14 protein-coding genes are annotated in these 14,971 nt (G+C 62.3%); 7 read left to right on the top strand and 7 right to left on the bottom strand.

The window, feature by feature from the left end; translation table 11 throughout:
• Nucleotides 1-8 precede the first annotated feature (8 nt).
• Together rsmD and J0663_RS12875 are read right to left on the bottom strand one after the other, a co-directional pair.
• Nucleotides 9-569, bottom strand: a complete 561-nt coding sequence (gene rsmD, locus J0663_RS12880; protein WP_207240714.1) for a 16S rRNA (guanine(966)-N(2))-methyltransferase RsmD — start codon at nucleotides 567-569, stop codon at nucleotides 9-11.
• Nucleotides 550-2,451 carry a pseudouridine synthase gene (locus tag J0663_RS12875; protein WP_207240713.1) on the bottom strand — a complete coding sequence of 634 codons (1,902 nt, stop codon included), beginning with the start codon at nucleotides 2,449-2,451 and terminating at the stop codon, nucleotides 550-552. The genes rsmD and J0663_RS12875 overlap by 20 nt, the downstream gene beginning before the upstream one ends.
• A gap of 90 nt (nucleotides 2,452-2,541) precedes the next feature.
• Between J0663_RS12875 and J0663_RS12870 the strand changes: the two genes are divergently transcribed.
• Complete coding sequence (locus tag J0663_RS12870) at nucleotides 2,542-2,979, top strand: nucleoside deaminase (RefSeq protein WP_207244494.1); 438 nt, start codon at nucleotides 2,542-2,544, stop codon at nucleotides 2,977-2,979.
• Nucleotides 2,980-3,250: 271 nt separating this feature from the next.
• On the opposite strand, the gene J0663_RS12865 is transcribed toward J0663_RS12870, so the two are convergent.
• A complete protein-coding gene (locus J0663_RS12865) occupies nucleotides 3,251-3,880 on the bottom strand; it encodes a hypothetical protein (protein WP_207240712.1) in 630 nt (209 codons plus the stop codon).
• Nucleotides 3,881-4,011: 131 nt separating this feature from the next.
• On the bottom strand, nucleotides 4,012-6,918 hold the full coding sequence (gene ileS, locus J0663_RS12860) for an isoleucine--tRNA ligase (protein ID WP_207240711.1): 2,907 nt from the start codon (nucleotides 6,916-6,918) through the stop codon (nucleotides 4,012-4,014).
• Between the two features lie 353 nt (nucleotides 6,919-7,271).
• Here ileS and J0663_RS12855 point away from each other — a divergent pair, with 353 nt between their 5' ends.
• Both J0663_RS12855 and J0663_RS12850 read left to right on the top strand, forming a co-directional pair.
• On the top strand, nucleotides 7,272-7,535 hold the full coding sequence (locus J0663_RS12855) for a type II toxin-antitoxin system Phd/YefM family antitoxin (RefSeq protein WP_207240710.1): 264 nt from the start codon (nucleotides 7,272-7,274) through the stop codon (nucleotides 7,533-7,535).
• Entirely contained in the window at nucleotides 7,532-7,990 is a 459-nt protein-coding gene (locus J0663_RS12850) for a type II toxin-antitoxin system VapC family toxin (RefSeq protein WP_207240709.1), read from the top strand. The genes J0663_RS12855 and J0663_RS12850 overlap by 4 nt, the downstream gene beginning before the upstream one ends.
• Nucleotides 7,991-8,001: 11 nt before the next feature.
• On the opposite strand, the gene J0663_RS12845 is transcribed toward J0663_RS12850, so the two are convergent.
• Nucleotides 8,002-8,985: a bifunctional riboflavin kinase/FAD synthetase gene (locus J0663_RS12845; RefSeq protein ID WP_207240708.1), complete on the bottom strand. Its 984-nt coding sequence runs from the start codon at nucleotides 8,983-8,985 to the stop codon at nucleotides 8,002-8,004.
• A gap of 14 nt (nucleotides 8,986-8,999) precedes the next feature.
• The gene (locus J0663_RS12840) at nucleotides 9,000-9,848 is read right to left on the bottom strand and encodes a TIGR01459 family HAD-type hydrolase (RefSeq protein ID WP_207240707.1); all 849 of its coding nucleotides are present in this window, start codon (nucleotides 9,846-9,848) and stop codon (nucleotides 9,000-9,002) included.
• A 351-nt stretch (nucleotides 9,849-10,199) separates the two neighbouring features.
• Between J0663_RS12840 and groES the strand changes: the two genes are divergently transcribed.
• The 3 genes from groES (at nucleotide 10,200) to J0663_RS12825 (ending at nucleotide 13,334) form a co-directional block, all read left to right on the top strand.
• The gene (groES, locus tag J0663_RS12835) at nucleotides 10,200-10,496 is read left to right on the top strand and encodes a co-chaperone GroES (RefSeq protein WP_007530391.1); all 297 of its coding nucleotides are present in this window, start codon (nucleotides 10,200-10,202) and stop codon (nucleotides 10,494-10,496) included.
• Nucleotides 10,497-10,567: 71 nt separating this feature from the next.
• The gene (groL, locus tag J0663_RS12830) at nucleotides 10,568-12,205 is read left to right on the top strand and encodes a chaperonin GroEL (protein ID WP_097602095.1); all 1,638 of its coding nucleotides are present in this window, start codon (nucleotides 10,568-10,570) and stop codon (nucleotides 12,203-12,205) included.
• A 682-nt stretch (nucleotides 12,206-12,887) separates the two neighbouring features.
• A complete protein-coding gene (locus J0663_RS12825) occupies nucleotides 12,888-13,334 on the top strand; it encodes a hypothetical protein (protein WP_207240706.1) in 447 nt (148 codons plus the stop codon).
• 223 nt (nucleotides 13,335-13,557) lie between these two features.
• Here J0663_RS12825 and J0663_RS12820 read toward each other — a convergent pair whose 3' ends face one another.
• Complete coding sequence (locus J0663_RS12820; RefSeq protein ID WP_207240705.1) at nucleotides 13,558-14,268, bottom strand: glutathione binding-like protein; 711 nt, start codon at nucleotides 14,266-14,268, stop codon at nucleotides 13,558-13,560.
• Between the two features lie 209 nt (nucleotides 14,269-14,477).
• On the opposite strand from J0663_RS12820, the gene J0663_RS12815 reads away from it, so the two are divergent.
• Complete coding sequence (locus tag J0663_RS12815) at nucleotides 14,478-14,912, top strand: DoxX family protein (protein ID WP_207240704.1); 435 nt, start codon at nucleotides 14,478-14,480, stop codon at nucleotides 14,910-14,912.
• Nucleotides 14,913-14,971: the final 59 nt, after the last annotated feature.

The following is a 14,971-nucleotide window of genomic DNA, read 5'->3' as shown; positions in this document are numbered from 1 at the left end:
CCCCCCGCTTACTGCGGTTGATACCGGAAGAAATGCACCCTCGTATCGCCAAAGATGCGGCTTTCGAGGAAAACATAAGAAGGATGGATGGAAACGACAATGTCGGCGCGTTCCTCAAGCACCGCGATCGCGCCTGGCCTGAGCCAGCCGCCAACGGCGGCCGCAGCCATCGCCTTCTCGCCGAGGCCCTTGCCATAAGGCGGGTCGGCAAAGAGCACGTCGAAAGGCTCGAGATTGCCGACGCTGCCGAGATCGGTCGCGTCGCGGCGCAGGATGCGCGTGCGGCCATGCAGGCCGAGCGCGTCGATATTCTCCCAGAGCAGCGCCCTGCCCTCGACGCTGTTCTCGACGAAGAGCGCATGACGACAGCCGCGCGAGACGGCTTCGAGGCCGACGGCGCCGGTTCCGGCAAAAAGATCGAGGATGCGGGTGCCGTCGACGCATTCCGGATAGGCATGGCTCAATATATTGAACAGGCTCTCGCGCGTCCGGTCGGCAGTCGGCCGGATGTCGTTGGATTTTGGCACGGCGAGAGGCCGTCCGCGAAATTCACCGCCGACGATCCGCACCGCGCGTCATTCCCTTTGCTCTAGCTCCACCTCTGGACGGGCCGCCTGCGGGCCTGTCGCCGCCCGGCCGATCACCGCCCGACTTGGCCCCACCCGGCTTGGCGCCCTTCGGCTTGCCGGAAAAATTCTTGGGTCCGCCGGGCTTGGCGCCAAAGCCCTTGCCACGCGGCTTCTCGCCCGAGGACTTGCCACCCGGAGCCTTGTCGCCGAAGGTCCGCTCGCCGCGCGGACGTTCGGAGCGCCCCTCGCCGGCAAAGCTTCTGGCTGCCCGGGGGCGCTCATCCCCCTCCTCGCGCGGCCTGCGGTCGCCGCGCGGCTTGCCGCCGAACGGGCGGTCGTTGCGCGGTCGCTCAGAACGGCCCTCGCCGGTGGAGGCTCTGGCGGCGCGTGGACGCCCGTCACCCTCCGCACGCGGCTTGCGATCGCCGCGCGGTTTGTCGCCGAAGGGCCGGTCGCCACGCGAAGGCCGATCGCCGAAACCGCGGTCGTCGCGCGCAGGACGATCACCGAAAGAGCGTTTGCGGCCGAAGCCCTCGCCCTCGTCCTTGCGGCGGGGCGGCTCGCTCGAGCGGATCCATTCGCCATCCTCTTCGCGCACGCGGTTGATCAGCGTGCGCGGACGATCCTCGATGCGATCGAAAGCAGCATTCTTTGCCGGTGCCTGCTCGCCGCGCCGGCGCGCGGTCTGCGCATTCTTGGCGGCTTTCGCCGCCGCCTTTTCGCCGAGCGGCCGGGCGCCCGGCGCCATCCAGACATTGGCGCTGCGGCGCTGGCCGAGCGGCTGAGAGCGCTTCGGCTTGTCGTCATCCCTGCGGCCGCCGTCGCGGCGATCGTCATCTCTGCGACCGCCACCGCGATCATCGCGTTTGGTGTCGAGGCGGCTCAGCGCCCGTTCGCGCTTGTCCTCCGGGCGACGCGGCCGCTCGCGCTTGTCGGGTGTCGCGGCCTCGGCCTCTTCCTCGGCGGCGACCGCCGGCGCGTTGTAGATCGGCGCGTCGAAATTGGCCTTGGCTTCCTCGATGAGGCGCGGGCCGAGCTGCTCGCGCAATGTGCGGCCGCGCACTTCGATGACATGGCCTTCCGGCAAATCACCGAGCTGGAACGGGCCATAGGAAATACGGATCAGCCGGTTGACGTCGAGGCCGAGCGCGCCGAGCACGTTCTTAATTTCGCGATTCTTGCCTTCGCGAAGGCCCATGGTGATCCAGACGTTCGAGCCTTGGGTCCGGTCGAGCGTCGCCTCGATCGAGCCATAGAGCACGCCGTCGACGGCGATGCCCTCCTTCAATTTGTCGAGCTCCTCCTGATCGATCTCGCCATGAGCACGGACGCGGTAGCGCCTCAGCCAGCCGGTCGCCGGCAGTTCCAGCGCACGGGCGAGGCCGCCGTCATTGGTGAGCAGCAGCAGGCCCTCGGTGTTGATGTCGAGGCGGCCGATAGACATGACGCGCGGCAATTCTTCCGGCAGGTTGTCGAAGACGGTCGGCCGGCCTTCCGGATCGGCATTGGTGGTCACCAGGCCGGCCGGCTTGTGATAGAGCCAGAGCCTGGTGCGCTCGATGCCGCGGATCGGCACGCCGTCGACCTCGATCCGATCGGCGAGCGTGACGTTGACGACCGGGGTGTCGAGCGCCCTGCCGTTCAGCGTCACCCGCCCTTCCATGATCATGCGTTCGATGTCGCGGCGGGAGGCGACGCCGGCGCGCGCCATCACCTTGGAAATGCGTTCGGCCTTGGCCTCGCTGTCGGTTTCAGCCGCGGCCGGACGCGCGGCTGCAGCCTTCGCCGGCTTCGCGCCGCCCGCTATCGGGCCGGCCTTCGGCCCGGTGTCCCGTGAAAAGGGCTTCGTGCCCGGGCGTTTTGGCTTGTCTTTGGGTGTCATTTGCTGTTTGCCTGCCTTTTGGGCCTGTCTATCAGGTCATGCATCTGCGGTTAAGTGGAAATTCTTGCGAACGTGAAGACAAATCGTTTCATGGAGATGGCGCTGGAAGAAGCGCGCGCCGCCGGCGAACGCGGCGAAGTGCCAATCGGCGCCGTCGTTGTTGTCGACGATATAGCCGTTTCACGCTCGGGAAACCGGACGCGTGAGCTCAATGACGTGACCGCGCATGCCGAAATTGCCGCAATCCGGCTTGCCTGCGAAGCGCTCGGGCAGGAGCGCCTTACCGGCGCCGATCTCTATGTGACGCTCGAGCCTTGCACCATGTGCGCGGCAGCCATCTCGTTTGCGCGTATCCGCAGGCTCTATTACGGCGCCGAGGACCCGAAGGGCGGCGCCGTCGACAATGGCGTGCGATTCTATGCGCAGCCGACCTGTCACCACGTCCCTGAGGTCTATTCGGGTTTCAACGAGGTGCAGTCGGCGGACATGTTGCGAAAGTTCTTTTCGCAGCGGAGAGATGCGCAGTAATCGCAATGCCTGCGCGCGCGCCGTACCCACGCGCTAGGACTGCCCGGTTTGTGCGAGTGACCGCCCCTCACCCTAACCCTCTCCCCGTAAAACGGGGCGAGGGGACGTGCCCCGCGAGAGGTTGATGGGGAACGGAGAGGATGCGGCATATCCCCTTCGCCCCGTTTACGGGGAGAAGGTGCCGGCAGGCGGATGAGGGGCTGATCAGCGACGGGTGAGGATGTCACATGACAATCGAACCGGCCGGACAGCGCTTACATGCCAAGACAAGCTATTGCAGGAAGTTCCACCACTGCTTGCCGGAATTGGCGATTGCCGCATCCTTCTTGCGCTTCTTCTGCTTCTTGAGCTCAGGCTCGCCGACGTCGTCGAGCTTTGCCGGATCGTCGACGGTGCGGTAGCCGGCCGGCGGATCGGAGATGTAGCGGCGCTGATCGACGTATGACCCCTTCTGCAGGGCGCGGGCTTCGCGATAGGCCTGGGTCTGAGCTTCCGTGGTGCGCCGGCCGCCTTCGATGGCCGAGCTCGCCAGCGGCGAGCGATAATTCGGATTGTCCGAATTGGCGTCAGCCTCGGAAACGAGACGGGCGCGGGTTTCCTCCGGCGATTCAAGCCATTGTGGATTGTCCTTGTTCGCCACCGTCTGCTGCGGCGCGACAAGGGTCTCGCGCTGCCCCTCGGCCGGCAGCACCAGCGTCGGACGCGGTGTGTATTTGACGCCCTTGTTCTTCGGGTCCGGTCCGACCAGCGACACGGACTGGCCGAGATCGTCGGTCAACTGCTCCATGGCAGTCTTGTCGGTGCCGTAAGTGGGGCTGCTGGCGCAGCTGGATACCAGGGAGCATCCCGCCACCACAACAGACAGGCAGGCGCCCATACGGAACCAATGCGTTGCGAACATGAAAACCCTTCCAGCCACCGGTGCAATCGTTGCCCAACCGGACAACCGTCCCCCTGACGCAAAAATCCGGCCAATTTCAGGCAGCTTTTACCGGATGAACGCCGCAAAGGCAATTCACCCGGCAAATATCTTCAGGCGCGGATGCCGAGTTCGCGCAACGCGGCAGCATCACGCGCCGAGACGTCGGGATAATCCGGATCGGAACCGACATCGGTGGTGATGCGCCAGGAACGGGCGCATTTCACACCTTCGGCAAGTTTCGGCACGACGGCGACGTCAGGCACGTCGGCGAGACGGAAGGCTTCGGCCGGGCCGGCATCCGCCTTGATCGTGATATCAGAGGTGATACAGACTTCGCTGAAGTCCTGACCCTCGAGCGCCTTGCGCAGCTCCGCATCGGCGACATGAACGACGGGGGCCGCCTCGAGCGAGGAACCGATGCGCTTGTCCTTGCGCTCGATTTCGAGCGCGCCGGTCACGACGCTGCGGATCGCGCGGATCTTCTTCCACTTTTCGGCGAGCGCATCGTTGCGCCATTCCTTTGCGACCGGAGCAAACTGCTCCAGATGCACCGAGACGGCAGAGGGATTGCGCGAGAGCCATGCCTCCTCCGTCGTAAACGGCAGCATCGGCGCGAGCCAGGTCACGACGCAATCGAAGATCATGCGGATGACATAGAGCGCCGAACGGCGGCGAAGGCTGGAGGGCGCATCGCAATAGAGCGCATCCTTACGGACGTCGAAATAGAAGGCCGAGAGCTCGACATTGGCAAAGTCGATCAAAGCGCGGGCGATCTTCTTGAAGTCGAAGGCATCGTAGTTTTCGCGCACGAGCCGATCGAGCTCGGAGAGGCGGTGCAGCATCAGCTGCTCCAGCTCCGGCAGGTCGGCAAGCGCGATGACCTCGCCCTTGTCGTGGGCGAGCGTGCCGAGCATCCAGCGGATGGTATTGCGCAGCTTGCGATAGGCGTCGACATTGGTCTGGATGATCGTCTTGCCGACGCGCAGGTCGTCGGCATAATCCGAGGTCATCACCCAGAGGCGCAGGATATCGGCGCCGGCATCCTTCATCACCTCCTGCGGCGAGGTGACATTGCCCTTCGACTTCGACATCTTTTCGCCCTTCTCATCCATGGTGAAGCCATGGGTGAGGACGGCGTCGTAGGGCGCGCGGCCGCGGGTCGCCGCCGATTCCAGCAGCGAGGAATGGAACCAGCCGCGATGCTGGTCGGAGCCTTCGAGATAGAGGTCGGCCGGCCATTTCAGGTCGGGGCGATCTTCCAGCGTGAAGGTGTGCGTCGAGCCCGAGTCGAACCAAACGTCAAGGATATCCATGACCTGCGTCCATTTGGCCGGGTCATGCTCGTTGCCGAGAAAACGTTCCTTGGCGCCTTCGGCAAACCAGGCGTCGGCGCCCTCGACGTCGAAAGCGTTCAGGATGCGCTGGTTGACGGCCTCATCCTTCAGGACTTCGCCCTGCTCGTCGACGAAGACGCAGATCGGCACGCCCCATGCTCTTTGACGCGAAAGCACCCAGTCCGGGCGCTGCTCGATCATGGCGCGCAGACGGTTCTGGCCGGCGGCCGGCACGAAACGGGTGTCGTCGATCGCGCTCAGCGCACGGGTGCGCAGTGTCGTTCCGTCGGCCAGGGTCTTGTCCATATAGACGAACCACTGCGGCGTGTTGCGGAAGATGACCGGCTTCTTGGAACGCCAGGAATGCGGATACTGGTGTTTCAGGCGGCCGCGGGCAAAGAGCGCGTGGCACTCGATCAGCGCCTTGATGACGCGGTCGTTGGCATCGCCCTTCTTGCCGTTGTCGTCGATGACACGTGCGCCTTCCAGGCCGGGGGCGTCAGCGGTGTAGAAGCCGCCGTCGTCCACCGGGAACGGGATCTTGGTCTCGATACCGCGCGCCTCGATCTCGCGGGCATGCGCCGTCCAGACGTCGAAGTCTTCGCGGCCGTGGCTCGGCGCGGTGTGCACGAAGCCGGTACCGGCATCGTCGGTGACGTGGTCGCCCTCGAGCAGCGGCACGGCAAATTGGTAGCCGCCTCCCAGACCTTTGAGCGGATGGGCGCAGGTGATGCCGGCGAGATCGTCAGCCGTAACATCTGCAAGACGCCGGTATTGCAGCTTGGCCTTCGCGAAGGCTTCTTCGGCCAGCTTGTCGGCAAAGATCAGCTTTTCGCCCGGGCGCGGGCCGAAATCGTTCTCGGCGGCGGTCACCTCGTAAAGGCCGTAGGCAACACGCGAGGAATAGGCGATCGCCCGGTTGCCGGGGATCGTCCAGGGCGTCGTCGTCCAGATGACGACGAAGGCATCCTTGACGCTGTCGGAGCCTTTTTCGACCGGGAACTTCACCCAGATCGTGTCGCTCTCGTAGTCCTGATATTCGACTTCGGCTTCGGCAAGCGCAGTGCGTTCGACCACCGACCACATGATCGGCTTGGAGCCGCGATAGAGCTGGCCGCTTGCGGCGATCTTCAAGAGCTCGCCGGCGATGCGGCTTTCCGCGTGGAAGTTCATCGTCAGATACGGGTTCTCGAAATCGCCGACGATGCCGAGGCGCTGGAACTCCTCACCTTGGACCTTGATCCACTTTTCCGCATAGGCGCGGCACTCGCGGCGGAATTCGATCATCGCCGCCGGCTCGGTCAGGTCGGGCTTGGCCTTGCCCTTGGCGCGATAGTTTTCCTCCTCGATCTTCCATTCGATCGGCAGGCCGTGGCAATCCCAGCCGGGCACGTAGTTGGCGTCATAACCGCGCATCTGGAACGAACGGTTGATGACGTCCTTGAGGATCTTGTTCAGCGCATGGCCAATATGGATGTTGCCGTTGGCATAGGGCGGGCCGTCGTGCAGGACGAACTTGTCGCGGCCAGCGGCGGAAGCGCGAAGCTTCTTGTAGAGGTCCATCTGCTGCCAGCGGGCAACGAGTTCCGGCTCCTTTTGCGGCAGGCCAGCGCGCATCGGGAAATCGGTTTCGGGCAGATAAAGGGTCTTCGAGTAATCGATCTTTTCGGCTGTGTCGGTCATATCGGGACAATCGTTTCTGGCGGCCCAGAAAGGGGCGCTACGGGCGTGAAAAAGTTGGCGACGGAAGCGCTCGCATGCAAGCGCCAAAAACCCGGACCTCCCGGCCGCTTAGCGCGCGCGGAAGGCCGGGCCGATAATTCGCATCGTGATCGCCAGCCGAAATTTCGTCATAGCGCCGGTTCATAGGCGTTTTTGCCGGGAAAAGGAAGAGAGGAAATTGCGGCCCGCAATCGGCACCGGTGACTGGAATTGCCAGCGCCGCATCCTTCCGGGAAAGCAACGGACTGGAAAATCCTCTTCGCTCGAGATATAAATCTGACTATCTGACCAGATTCGATCGAGAGATCAACGGCATGAAAAAAATAACGAAGCAAAGCTGGAAGCTCGAGGACGCGAAAGCGCGTTTCAGCGAGGTGGTTCGCCGCGCCCGTAGCGAAGGACCACAGCGCGTGACGGTTCGCGGCCGGGACAGCGTCGTCGTCATCAGCGTCGAAGAGCTCGACCATCTGACGAAAGCCGAGCCGAAGAAGCCTTTCGTCGCCTTCATGGAAAGCCTTGACCTCAAGGAGCTCGACCTTGAGCGAGACGCAGATTACGGGCGGGATAGCGAGCTGTGATCGGCTGGCTACTCGATACGAACGTCATTGCCGCGCTGATCGATCCGAACGGCGCCCCCTCCGTCAAATCCTGGGCCGCGGCTCAAGACGAGGAGAGGATGTTTATGAGCATCCTCACGCTGGCGGAATACGACAAGGGCATCGAAAACCTGCCTGAGGACGATCAAAACCGCTATCGCTATGCTGCCTCCCGCGATGCACTTGAGGATAGGTTTTCGCAACGCGTTCTTTCGCTGAGCGACACAGCCGTCAGACATTGGGGCGCCATTTCCGGGCGCGTGAAACTGAGGAACGGACATGCGCCGTCGGTCGTCGACACGATGCTGGCCGCCACGGCGATCAAGCACAATCTCTATTTGGTCACGCGAAACGTCAGGGATAAGCGCTTCTCCGGCGCGGCGGTGTTCGATCCGTGGACGAACGATCCAGATCAATTTCCGCTCAGCCGGAGATAGCTCGAAACCACTCAGGAAAAGCAGAGCTTTCGATCAAGCTCGCCGAGCGGTGTAACGCCCGCCAGCAGCGCCCTCGCCTCTTCCTCGTCGCGTTTGATCTGAGCGACGAGCGGATCGAGGCCGTCGAATTTCAGTTCCGGACGGAGATGGCCGAAGAAGGACACGGCGCAGAGCTGGCCGTAGAGATCGCCACTGAAATCGAAAAGATAGGTTTCGAGCAGCGGCGCGCCATTTTCCGTCACCGTCGGGCGGCGACCATAGCTTGCGACGGCATCATAGAGCGTTCCATTCTGACGGCGGAAGCGGACGGCATAGATGCCGGCAGCGAGTTCGGCCTCCGGCGGCAGGCGCATATTGGCGGTGGGAAAACCGAGCTGGCGGCCGAGCTTCTCGCCGTCGATCACCTCCGCCTCGACCGTATAGCGATAGCCCAGCATGCCGGCGACTTCGCTGACATTGCCGTCCTTCAGGAGCGTGCGGATGTGGCTCGAAGAGACGACATCTGCATTTTCATCGCGGAAGGCATCGATCAGGGTGACGCCGAAGCCGTAGGTCTGGCCGGCATTCATCAGGAAGGCTGGACCGCCCTCGCGGCCGCGGCCGAAGTGGAAATCGAAGCCGGTGACGACTTCCGAGGCGCCGAGCCAGTCCTTCAGGATCGAATGGATGAAATCGTCGGCCGAACGCTGTGAAAATTCGTGGTCGAAGGGATATTCGATGACGGCGTTGAACCCGAGCGTTTCCAGAATCCGGGCCTTGAGCGGCGCCGGCGTCAGCCGGAAGACCGGCGTCTGCGGCCGGAACACCGTGCGCGGATGCGGCTCGAAGGTCAGCACCAGGGCAGGAATGCCGCGCGCCTTGGCGATTTCCAGCGCGCGGTTGAGCACCGACTGATGGCCACGGTGCACGCCGTCGAAATTGCCGATGGCGATGACGCCGCCCTTGAGATGGGCAGGCAAGGGTTCCCGGGTTTCATTGCGGTGGAAGACGGTCATCGGCTGGCTTCTCTTTATGCAAGTCGCGGCATCCACCACTTCGGCGTCGCCTTCTCCCGTTCGAGATAGGCGTTGAGGATCGCCTCGTCGGTCTCGCCGTTCAAGGTGTATTCCTTGGCGTGGATCCCGCCGCTGATGTAGAGAAGGTCGAGCCCGTAATTCAAGGCGCCGCGGACATCCGTCGGCATGCCGTCGCCGATCGCCAGCACACGCTCGATCGGGAAACCGCCACGAAGCTCGCGGGCGGCCGCAAGCGTCGCCTCATAGATCGGCCGGTGCGGCTTGCCGGCGATGCGGCTCTTGCCGCCGAGCTGCTCGTAATAGGCGGCCATGGCGCCGGCGCAGGGGATGATGCGGTGGCCGCGCTCGACGACGAGATCGGGATTGGCGCAAATCATCGGCACATCGCGCGCCTGGAAATCCAGAAGCATGTCGGTATAATCCTCCGGCTTCTCGGTTTCGTCGTCGAAGAAGCCGGTGCAGACGAGCGACTGCGCTTCGCCGGCCGGGCGGCGCTCGACGCCGATGCCTTCGAGAAGCGCCTTGTCGCGCTCGGGGCCGAGCAGAAACACGGTCTTCGGTCCCTCGGCGATCAGCCGGCGGGTGACATCGCCCGAGGTAACGATCCGGTCATAGGCGCTGTCGGGAACGCCGATATGGCGCAGCTGCTCGACCACCTGCCAGGAAAGGCGCGGCGAATTGGTGATGAGCACGACCGCCACACCGCTCTTGCGCGCCGCTTCAAGGGCCGCTGCGGCCTTCGGAAACGGATCGATGCCGTTGTGAACCACGCCCCAGACATCACAGAGCACCACATCATAGCGATCCGTGATCTCGGAGAAGTTTTCTATCCGCCTGGCCATTCCAATTTCCCGATTTGCTTCAGTCACCGGTGACATTGCAAAGCCGCGAGACGATGGCAAGGCATTTTCTGCGCGGCTTGGCAGTCAAGAATGCCGGCGATGGCGGCGAGAGCGGACGGCAAGGTCCGGCGGCGCTGCCAAAGGCAACGGCGAGACAGATTTCGACGGCAATCTCCGATAATTCGTCGCCTCTTCACAATTCCGGCACAAAAATTCGTGATTGCTCTCATTGACTCCTCTCGGAGCCATCCCTAAATGCTCGAGCGCTAGCACTCACCACAGAGGAGTGCTAACACTTATCCATGCGGACCGCTCCGGTCCGCGAATGTCATTCGATCGAGGGATTAGACAATGGCAACCACCAATTTCCGTCCGCTTCACGACCGCGTCGTCGTTCGTCGCGTCGAGTCCGAAGAAAAGACCAAGGGCGGCATCATCATTCCCGACACCGCCAAGGAAAAGCCCCAGGAAGGCGAAATCGTCGCCGTCGGCTCCGGCGCTCGTGACGAGTCCGGCAAGGTCGTCGCGCTCGACGTCAAGGCTGGCGACCGCGTCCTGTTCGGCAAGTGGTCCGGCACTGAAGTCAAGATCAACGGCGAAGACCTTCTGATCATGAAGGAAGCCGACATCATGGGCATCATCGGCTGATCAGCCGATCCGCTTCCCGAAATGACTGACGGGCCTTCTGCCCGAACAAATCGAATTCAGGAGACACAAACATGGCAGCTAAAGAAATCAAGTTTGGCCGCACCGCGCGCGAAAAGATGCTGCGCGGCGTCGACATTCTCGCCGATGCAGTGAAGGTCACGCTCGGCCCGAAGGGCCGCAACGTCATCATCGACAAGTCCTTCGGCGCGCCGCGCATCACCAAGGACGGCGTTTCGGTCGCCAAGGAGATCGAACTCGAAGACAAGTTCGAAAACATGGGCGCCCAGATGGTCCGCGAAGTTGCTTCGAAGACCAACGACATCGCCGGTGACGGCACCACGACTGCAACCGTTCTTGCCCAGGCGATCGTTCGCGAAGGCGCCAAGGCCGTTGCCGCCGGCATGAACCCCATGGACCTGAAGCGCGGCATCGATCTCGCCGTTGCCGAAGTCGTCAAGGATCTCCAGGCCAAGGCCAAGAAGATCAACACCTCGGAAGAAGTCGCCCAGGTCGGCACGATCTCCGCTAACGGCGAACGTCAGGTCGGCCTCGACATTGCCGAAGCCATGCAGAAGGTCGGCAACGAAGGCGTCATCACGGTTGAAGAAGCCAAGACCGCCGAAACCGAACTCGAAGTCGTCGAAGGCATGCAGTTCGACCGCGGCTACCTCAGCCCCTACTTCGTCACCAACCCGGAAAAGATGGTCGCCGACCTCGAAGACGTCTTCATTCTCCTCCACGAGAAGAAGCTGTCGAACCTGCAGTCGATGCTGCCGGTTCTCGAAGCCGTCGTCCAGACCGGCAAGCCGCTCCTCATCATCGCTGAAGACGTCGAAGGCGAAGCGCTTGCTACGCTCGTCGTCAACAAGCTGCGCGGCGGCCTGAAGATCGCTGCCGTCAAGGCTCCGGGCTTCGGCGACCGCCGCAAGGCCATGCTCGAAGACATCGCCATCCTGACCGGCGGCACCGTCATCTCCGAAGATCTCGGCATCAAGCTCGAAAGCGTCACGCTTGACATGCTCGGCCGGGCAAAGAAGGTTTCGATCTCCAAGGAAAACACCACGATCGTCGACGGTTCGGGCGCCAAGTCCGACATCGAAGGCCGTGTTGCCCAGATCAAGGCCCAGATCGAAGAAACCACCTCCGACTACGACCGCGAGAAGCTGCAGGAACGTCTTGCCAAGCTCGCCGGCGGCGTTGCCGTCATCCGTGTCGGCGGCTCGACGGAAGTCGAAGTGAAGGAAAAGAAGGACCGCATCGACGACGCCCTCAACGCGACGCGCGCTGCCGTTCAGGAAGGCATCGTACCGGGCGGCGGCGTTGCCCTGCTGCGTTCTTCCGTCAAGATCACCTCCAAGGGTATCAACGACGACCAGGAAGCCGGCATCAACATCGTTCGCCGCGCTCTGCAGGCTCCGGCCCGCCAGATCGCTGAAAACGCTGGTGACGAAGCTTCGATCGTTGTCGGCAAGATCCTCGACAAGGATCAGGACAACTACGGCTACAACGCACAGACCGGCGAATATGGCGACATGATCGGCATGGGCATCATCGACCCGGTCAAGGTCGTTCGCACCGCCCTGCAGGATGCCGCTTCCGTCGCATCGCTGCTGATCACCACCGAAGCCATGATCGCCGAGCTGCCGAAGAAGGACGCTCCGGCTATGCCGGGCGGCATGGGTGGCATGGGCGGTATGGACATGATGTGAGGCCAAAGGCCTTTCACAGCATCGTCCATGAAACCGCCCAGCAACTCAGATGGTTCAGCGCGTCAAGCGCGCTGAACTGGCGGTATGGACATGATGTGATAGGCGAAAGCCTGCACTGACATCCATTCCGGCACATCCGGAACAGGAAGGGCGGCCCTCGGGTCGCCCTTTTCTTTTGGCCGCTGCGATTCGATCCGTTGTGCGCTATTTTATGCCGTGCAGCGGGTCAGCCGGTCTCGAAGCTTTCGCCAGGCTTGCTTAACCGCTTGTTTTTCCCGCCGTGGAAATAGGCGGGGATTGGCGTCATCTGCGGCCTGTTGCGGGGCAAAACAAGCGATTTTTGCTCATTTTTCCGGCGAAACGGCCGGCAGAATGCGCAAGCCCGAGAGAAGGCAGCGGCCTGACCACCCCTGAAAAAGGCGTTGCCGTTTGATTAAAAGCTCCTATAAATCCGGGCAGCAATTGACGTGCGCACCGGCGATGATTTTCGCCTTCAAACGAGGCCGGAGCGCGAAAAAGCGACGCCAGAACGTTCAGCTGAAAGGCTCCGGTTTCGGAGGCCCGATGGCTGTGACAACGAGCGACGAATGCTGGCGCGGACATAATGACCGCTGCTACATGATCCTGTTTCTTGTGTGGACGAGCGTGCGGCGGAGGAGCCGCATCCGAACTGGGGAACGCCTTGTTTAAGATCGCCAAAGCCAACGCAGCCGTACCTTTGATGCCCGGCTCGCTGAACGACAACAAGCGAAATCACGAGATGCTGGCGCAGTTTTCCGTTTCCGAGCCCTGGACCGGAGATCTTTCGAGCGGACTGCTTCGTCTCGGCGACTGGAGCACGATGCTGCACGGCCTCTCGACCCCGGAATGCGGGCTGCTGAGCCTGGTCCGCTGTTACGACACAAAAGATCGCAGCCACGTGCTGGAACTGTTCGAACAGGCAGCGACGCTCTGCTCGTCCTTCTGTTTTTCGACGACCATCGTCATGCCGAACGGCTTGCGGCAGCCGCTCTTCTGCATGGGCGAGTCGAACGGCCTCGAGGAGAAATACAGCGGCAGCATGGCCGGCGTCTTCGTCTTCCCGCGCTTCAAGCTTGAAGGCGCAAAACAGATCACAAGCTGGCGGTGAGACTGGCAATGAAGACAAAAGGTCGCCTCGAGGGCGACCCCAGCTAACAAACCTCGCTCTCTCAACGTCATCCTCGGCCTTGTGCTGCCTTGTGCCGAGGATATGCTGCACTGGTTGCAGATGCTCGGGACAAGCCCGAGCATGACGCAAGAGATGCTTGCGCCTCCAGCAGCAATCTCGGGCCGCCCCGAAGGCGGCCCTTCGTATTTCCGGGGACCGTCCGCTACTCCGGCTTGACGGGGATGTTGAGGCCCTTTTCGCTTGCCGGGCGGGTGATGCAGCGGGCCAGCCAATCCGAAACCGCGGGGAATTTTGCATATTCGAGAATCTCGCGGCCGCCATAAAAAATGTCGGCGCCGCGGACCCAGGTGAAGGTGGTGATGTCGGCGATCGTATATTGGTCACCCATGATCCACCGGCGACCCTGCAGCCGGCCCTCGAGCACGCCGAGCAGCCGTTTCGACTCGTCGCGATAGCGCTCCACCGGATAGGAATTGTTGGCGACCTTGTCGGCGGCGAATTTATGAAAATGGCCGAACTGGCCGAACATCGGGCCAATGCCCGCCATCTGGAAAAACACCCACTGGATACATTCATAGCGGCCGGCAGGATCGGCGGGGATCAGCTTGCCGGTCTTTTCCGCGAGATAAAGCAGGATGGCGCCGGATTCGAACAGGCCGATCGGCTTTCCCCCCGGCCCATTGGGATCGATGATCGCCGGAATGCGGCCGTTCGGATTGAGGGATTCGAATTCGGGGGACTTCTGCTCGTTGTCGCCAAAGGAAATATAATGCGGCTCATATGCGAGCCCGAGTTCTTCGAGCGCGACCGAGACCTTTACCCCGTTCGGCGTCTGCAGCGAATAAAGCTGGATGATATCGGAATTTTTAGCCGGCCAGCGCTTTGTGATCGGAAATGCGGAAAGATCTGCCATCGGGGCCTCCTTGTTGGGCGCCGACCATAAGAGACCCTTCGGCAAAGGCAAGCGACGACGGCAGGACGTCGTTCCATATTAGTGAACGAACTGTCCGCTTCCGTTTATCTTTTCATAACGGACGAAAAAGGCGACATAGGAGGCATCCGAGGTCCAACCGGTGCCGGGGCACCAAGATCTCCAGGGTCCTTCAAACGGAGACAACATCCATGTCGAACGTCATCATCCTGATTGCCCGCATTCTTCTTTCCTTCATGTTCATCTTCGCCGGCTTCGGCAAACTGACCGATCCGGCTTCGACCGCCGGCATGATCGCCGGGGCCGGCCTTCCGGCGTCCACCGCGCTCACCTACCTCGCCGGCCTATTCGAACTGGCGACCGGTCTTGCGGTGCTCATCGGCTTCCAGGTCCGCATCGTCGGCTGGCTGCTTGCCGTCTTCTGCGTGTTCACCGGCTTCGTCTTCCACTTCTCGCCGATCAACGTTCCGGACTTCCCGGCCGCCGCAAACGCCTGGCTCAGCGGCCTGAACTTCGTCAACTTCATGAAGAACATCACGCTCGCCGGCGCCTATATCATGCTCGCCACCTATGGCGCAGGCGCCTACTCGCTCGACGCCCGCCGCGGCGCCTACGCGACTGCCTGATACCAGCAGACATCCTCCCGGACACCAAGAACCCGCCGTCAATCCGACGGCGGGTTTTT

The sequence above is a fragment of the Rhizobium lentis genome (genome assembly GCF_017352135.1).
In the GTDB taxonomy this organism is placed as follows: Bacteria; Pseudomonadota; Alphaproteobacteria; order Rhizobiales; family Rhizobiaceae; genus Rhizobium; species Rhizobium lentis.
Note: the sequence above shows the minus strand (reverse complement) of the source record. Positions and strands in the feature narration are given on the sequence as shown.

Excerpts from the sequence above, each read along its gene's own strand:
- J0663_RS12845 (WP_207240708.1), bottom strand. The coding sequence starts at position 8,985 with ATGACCGTCTTCCACCGCAATGAAACCCGGGAACCCTTGCCTGCCCAT.
- groL (WP_097602095.1), top strand. The coding sequence starts at position 10,568 with ATGGCAGCTAAAGAAATCAAGTTTGGCCGCACCGCGCGCGAAAAGATG.
- ileS (WP_207240711.1), bottom strand. The coding sequence starts at position 6,918 with ATGACCGACACAGCCGAAAAGATCGATTACTCGAAGACCCTTTATCTG.
- J0663_RS12875 (WP_207240713.1), bottom strand. The coding sequence starts at position 2,451 with ATGACACCCAAAGACAAGCCAAAACGCCCGGGCACGAAGCCCTTTTCA.
- J0663_RS12820 (WP_207240705.1), bottom strand. The coding sequence starts at position 14,268 with ATGGCAGATCTTTCCGCATTTCCGATCACAAAGCGCTGGCCGGCTAAA.
- J0663_RS12865 (WP_207240712.1), bottom strand. The coding sequence starts at position 3,880 with ATGTTCGCAACGCATTGGTTCCGTATGGGCGCCTGCCTGTCTGTTGTG.
- J0663_RS12815 (WP_207240704.1), top strand. The coding sequence starts at position 14,478 with ATGTCGAACGTCATCATCCTGATTGCCCGCATTCTTCTTTCCTTCATG.
- groES (WP_007530391.1), top strand. The coding sequence starts at position 10,200 with ATGGCAACCACCAATTTCCGTCCGCTTCACGACCGCGTCGTCGTTCGT.
- J0663_RS12840 (WP_207240707.1), bottom strand. The coding sequence starts at position 9,848 with ATGGCCAGGCGGATAGAAAACTTCTCCGAGATCACGGATCGCTATGAT.
- J0663_RS12855 (WP_207240710.1), top strand. The coding sequence starts at position 7,272 with ATGAAAAAAATAACGAAGCAAAGCTGGAAGCTCGAGGACGCGAAAGCG.
- J0663_RS12870 (WP_207244494.1), top strand. The coding sequence starts at position 2,542 with ATGGAGATGGCGCTGGAAGAAGCGCGCGCCGCCGGCGAACGCGGCGAA.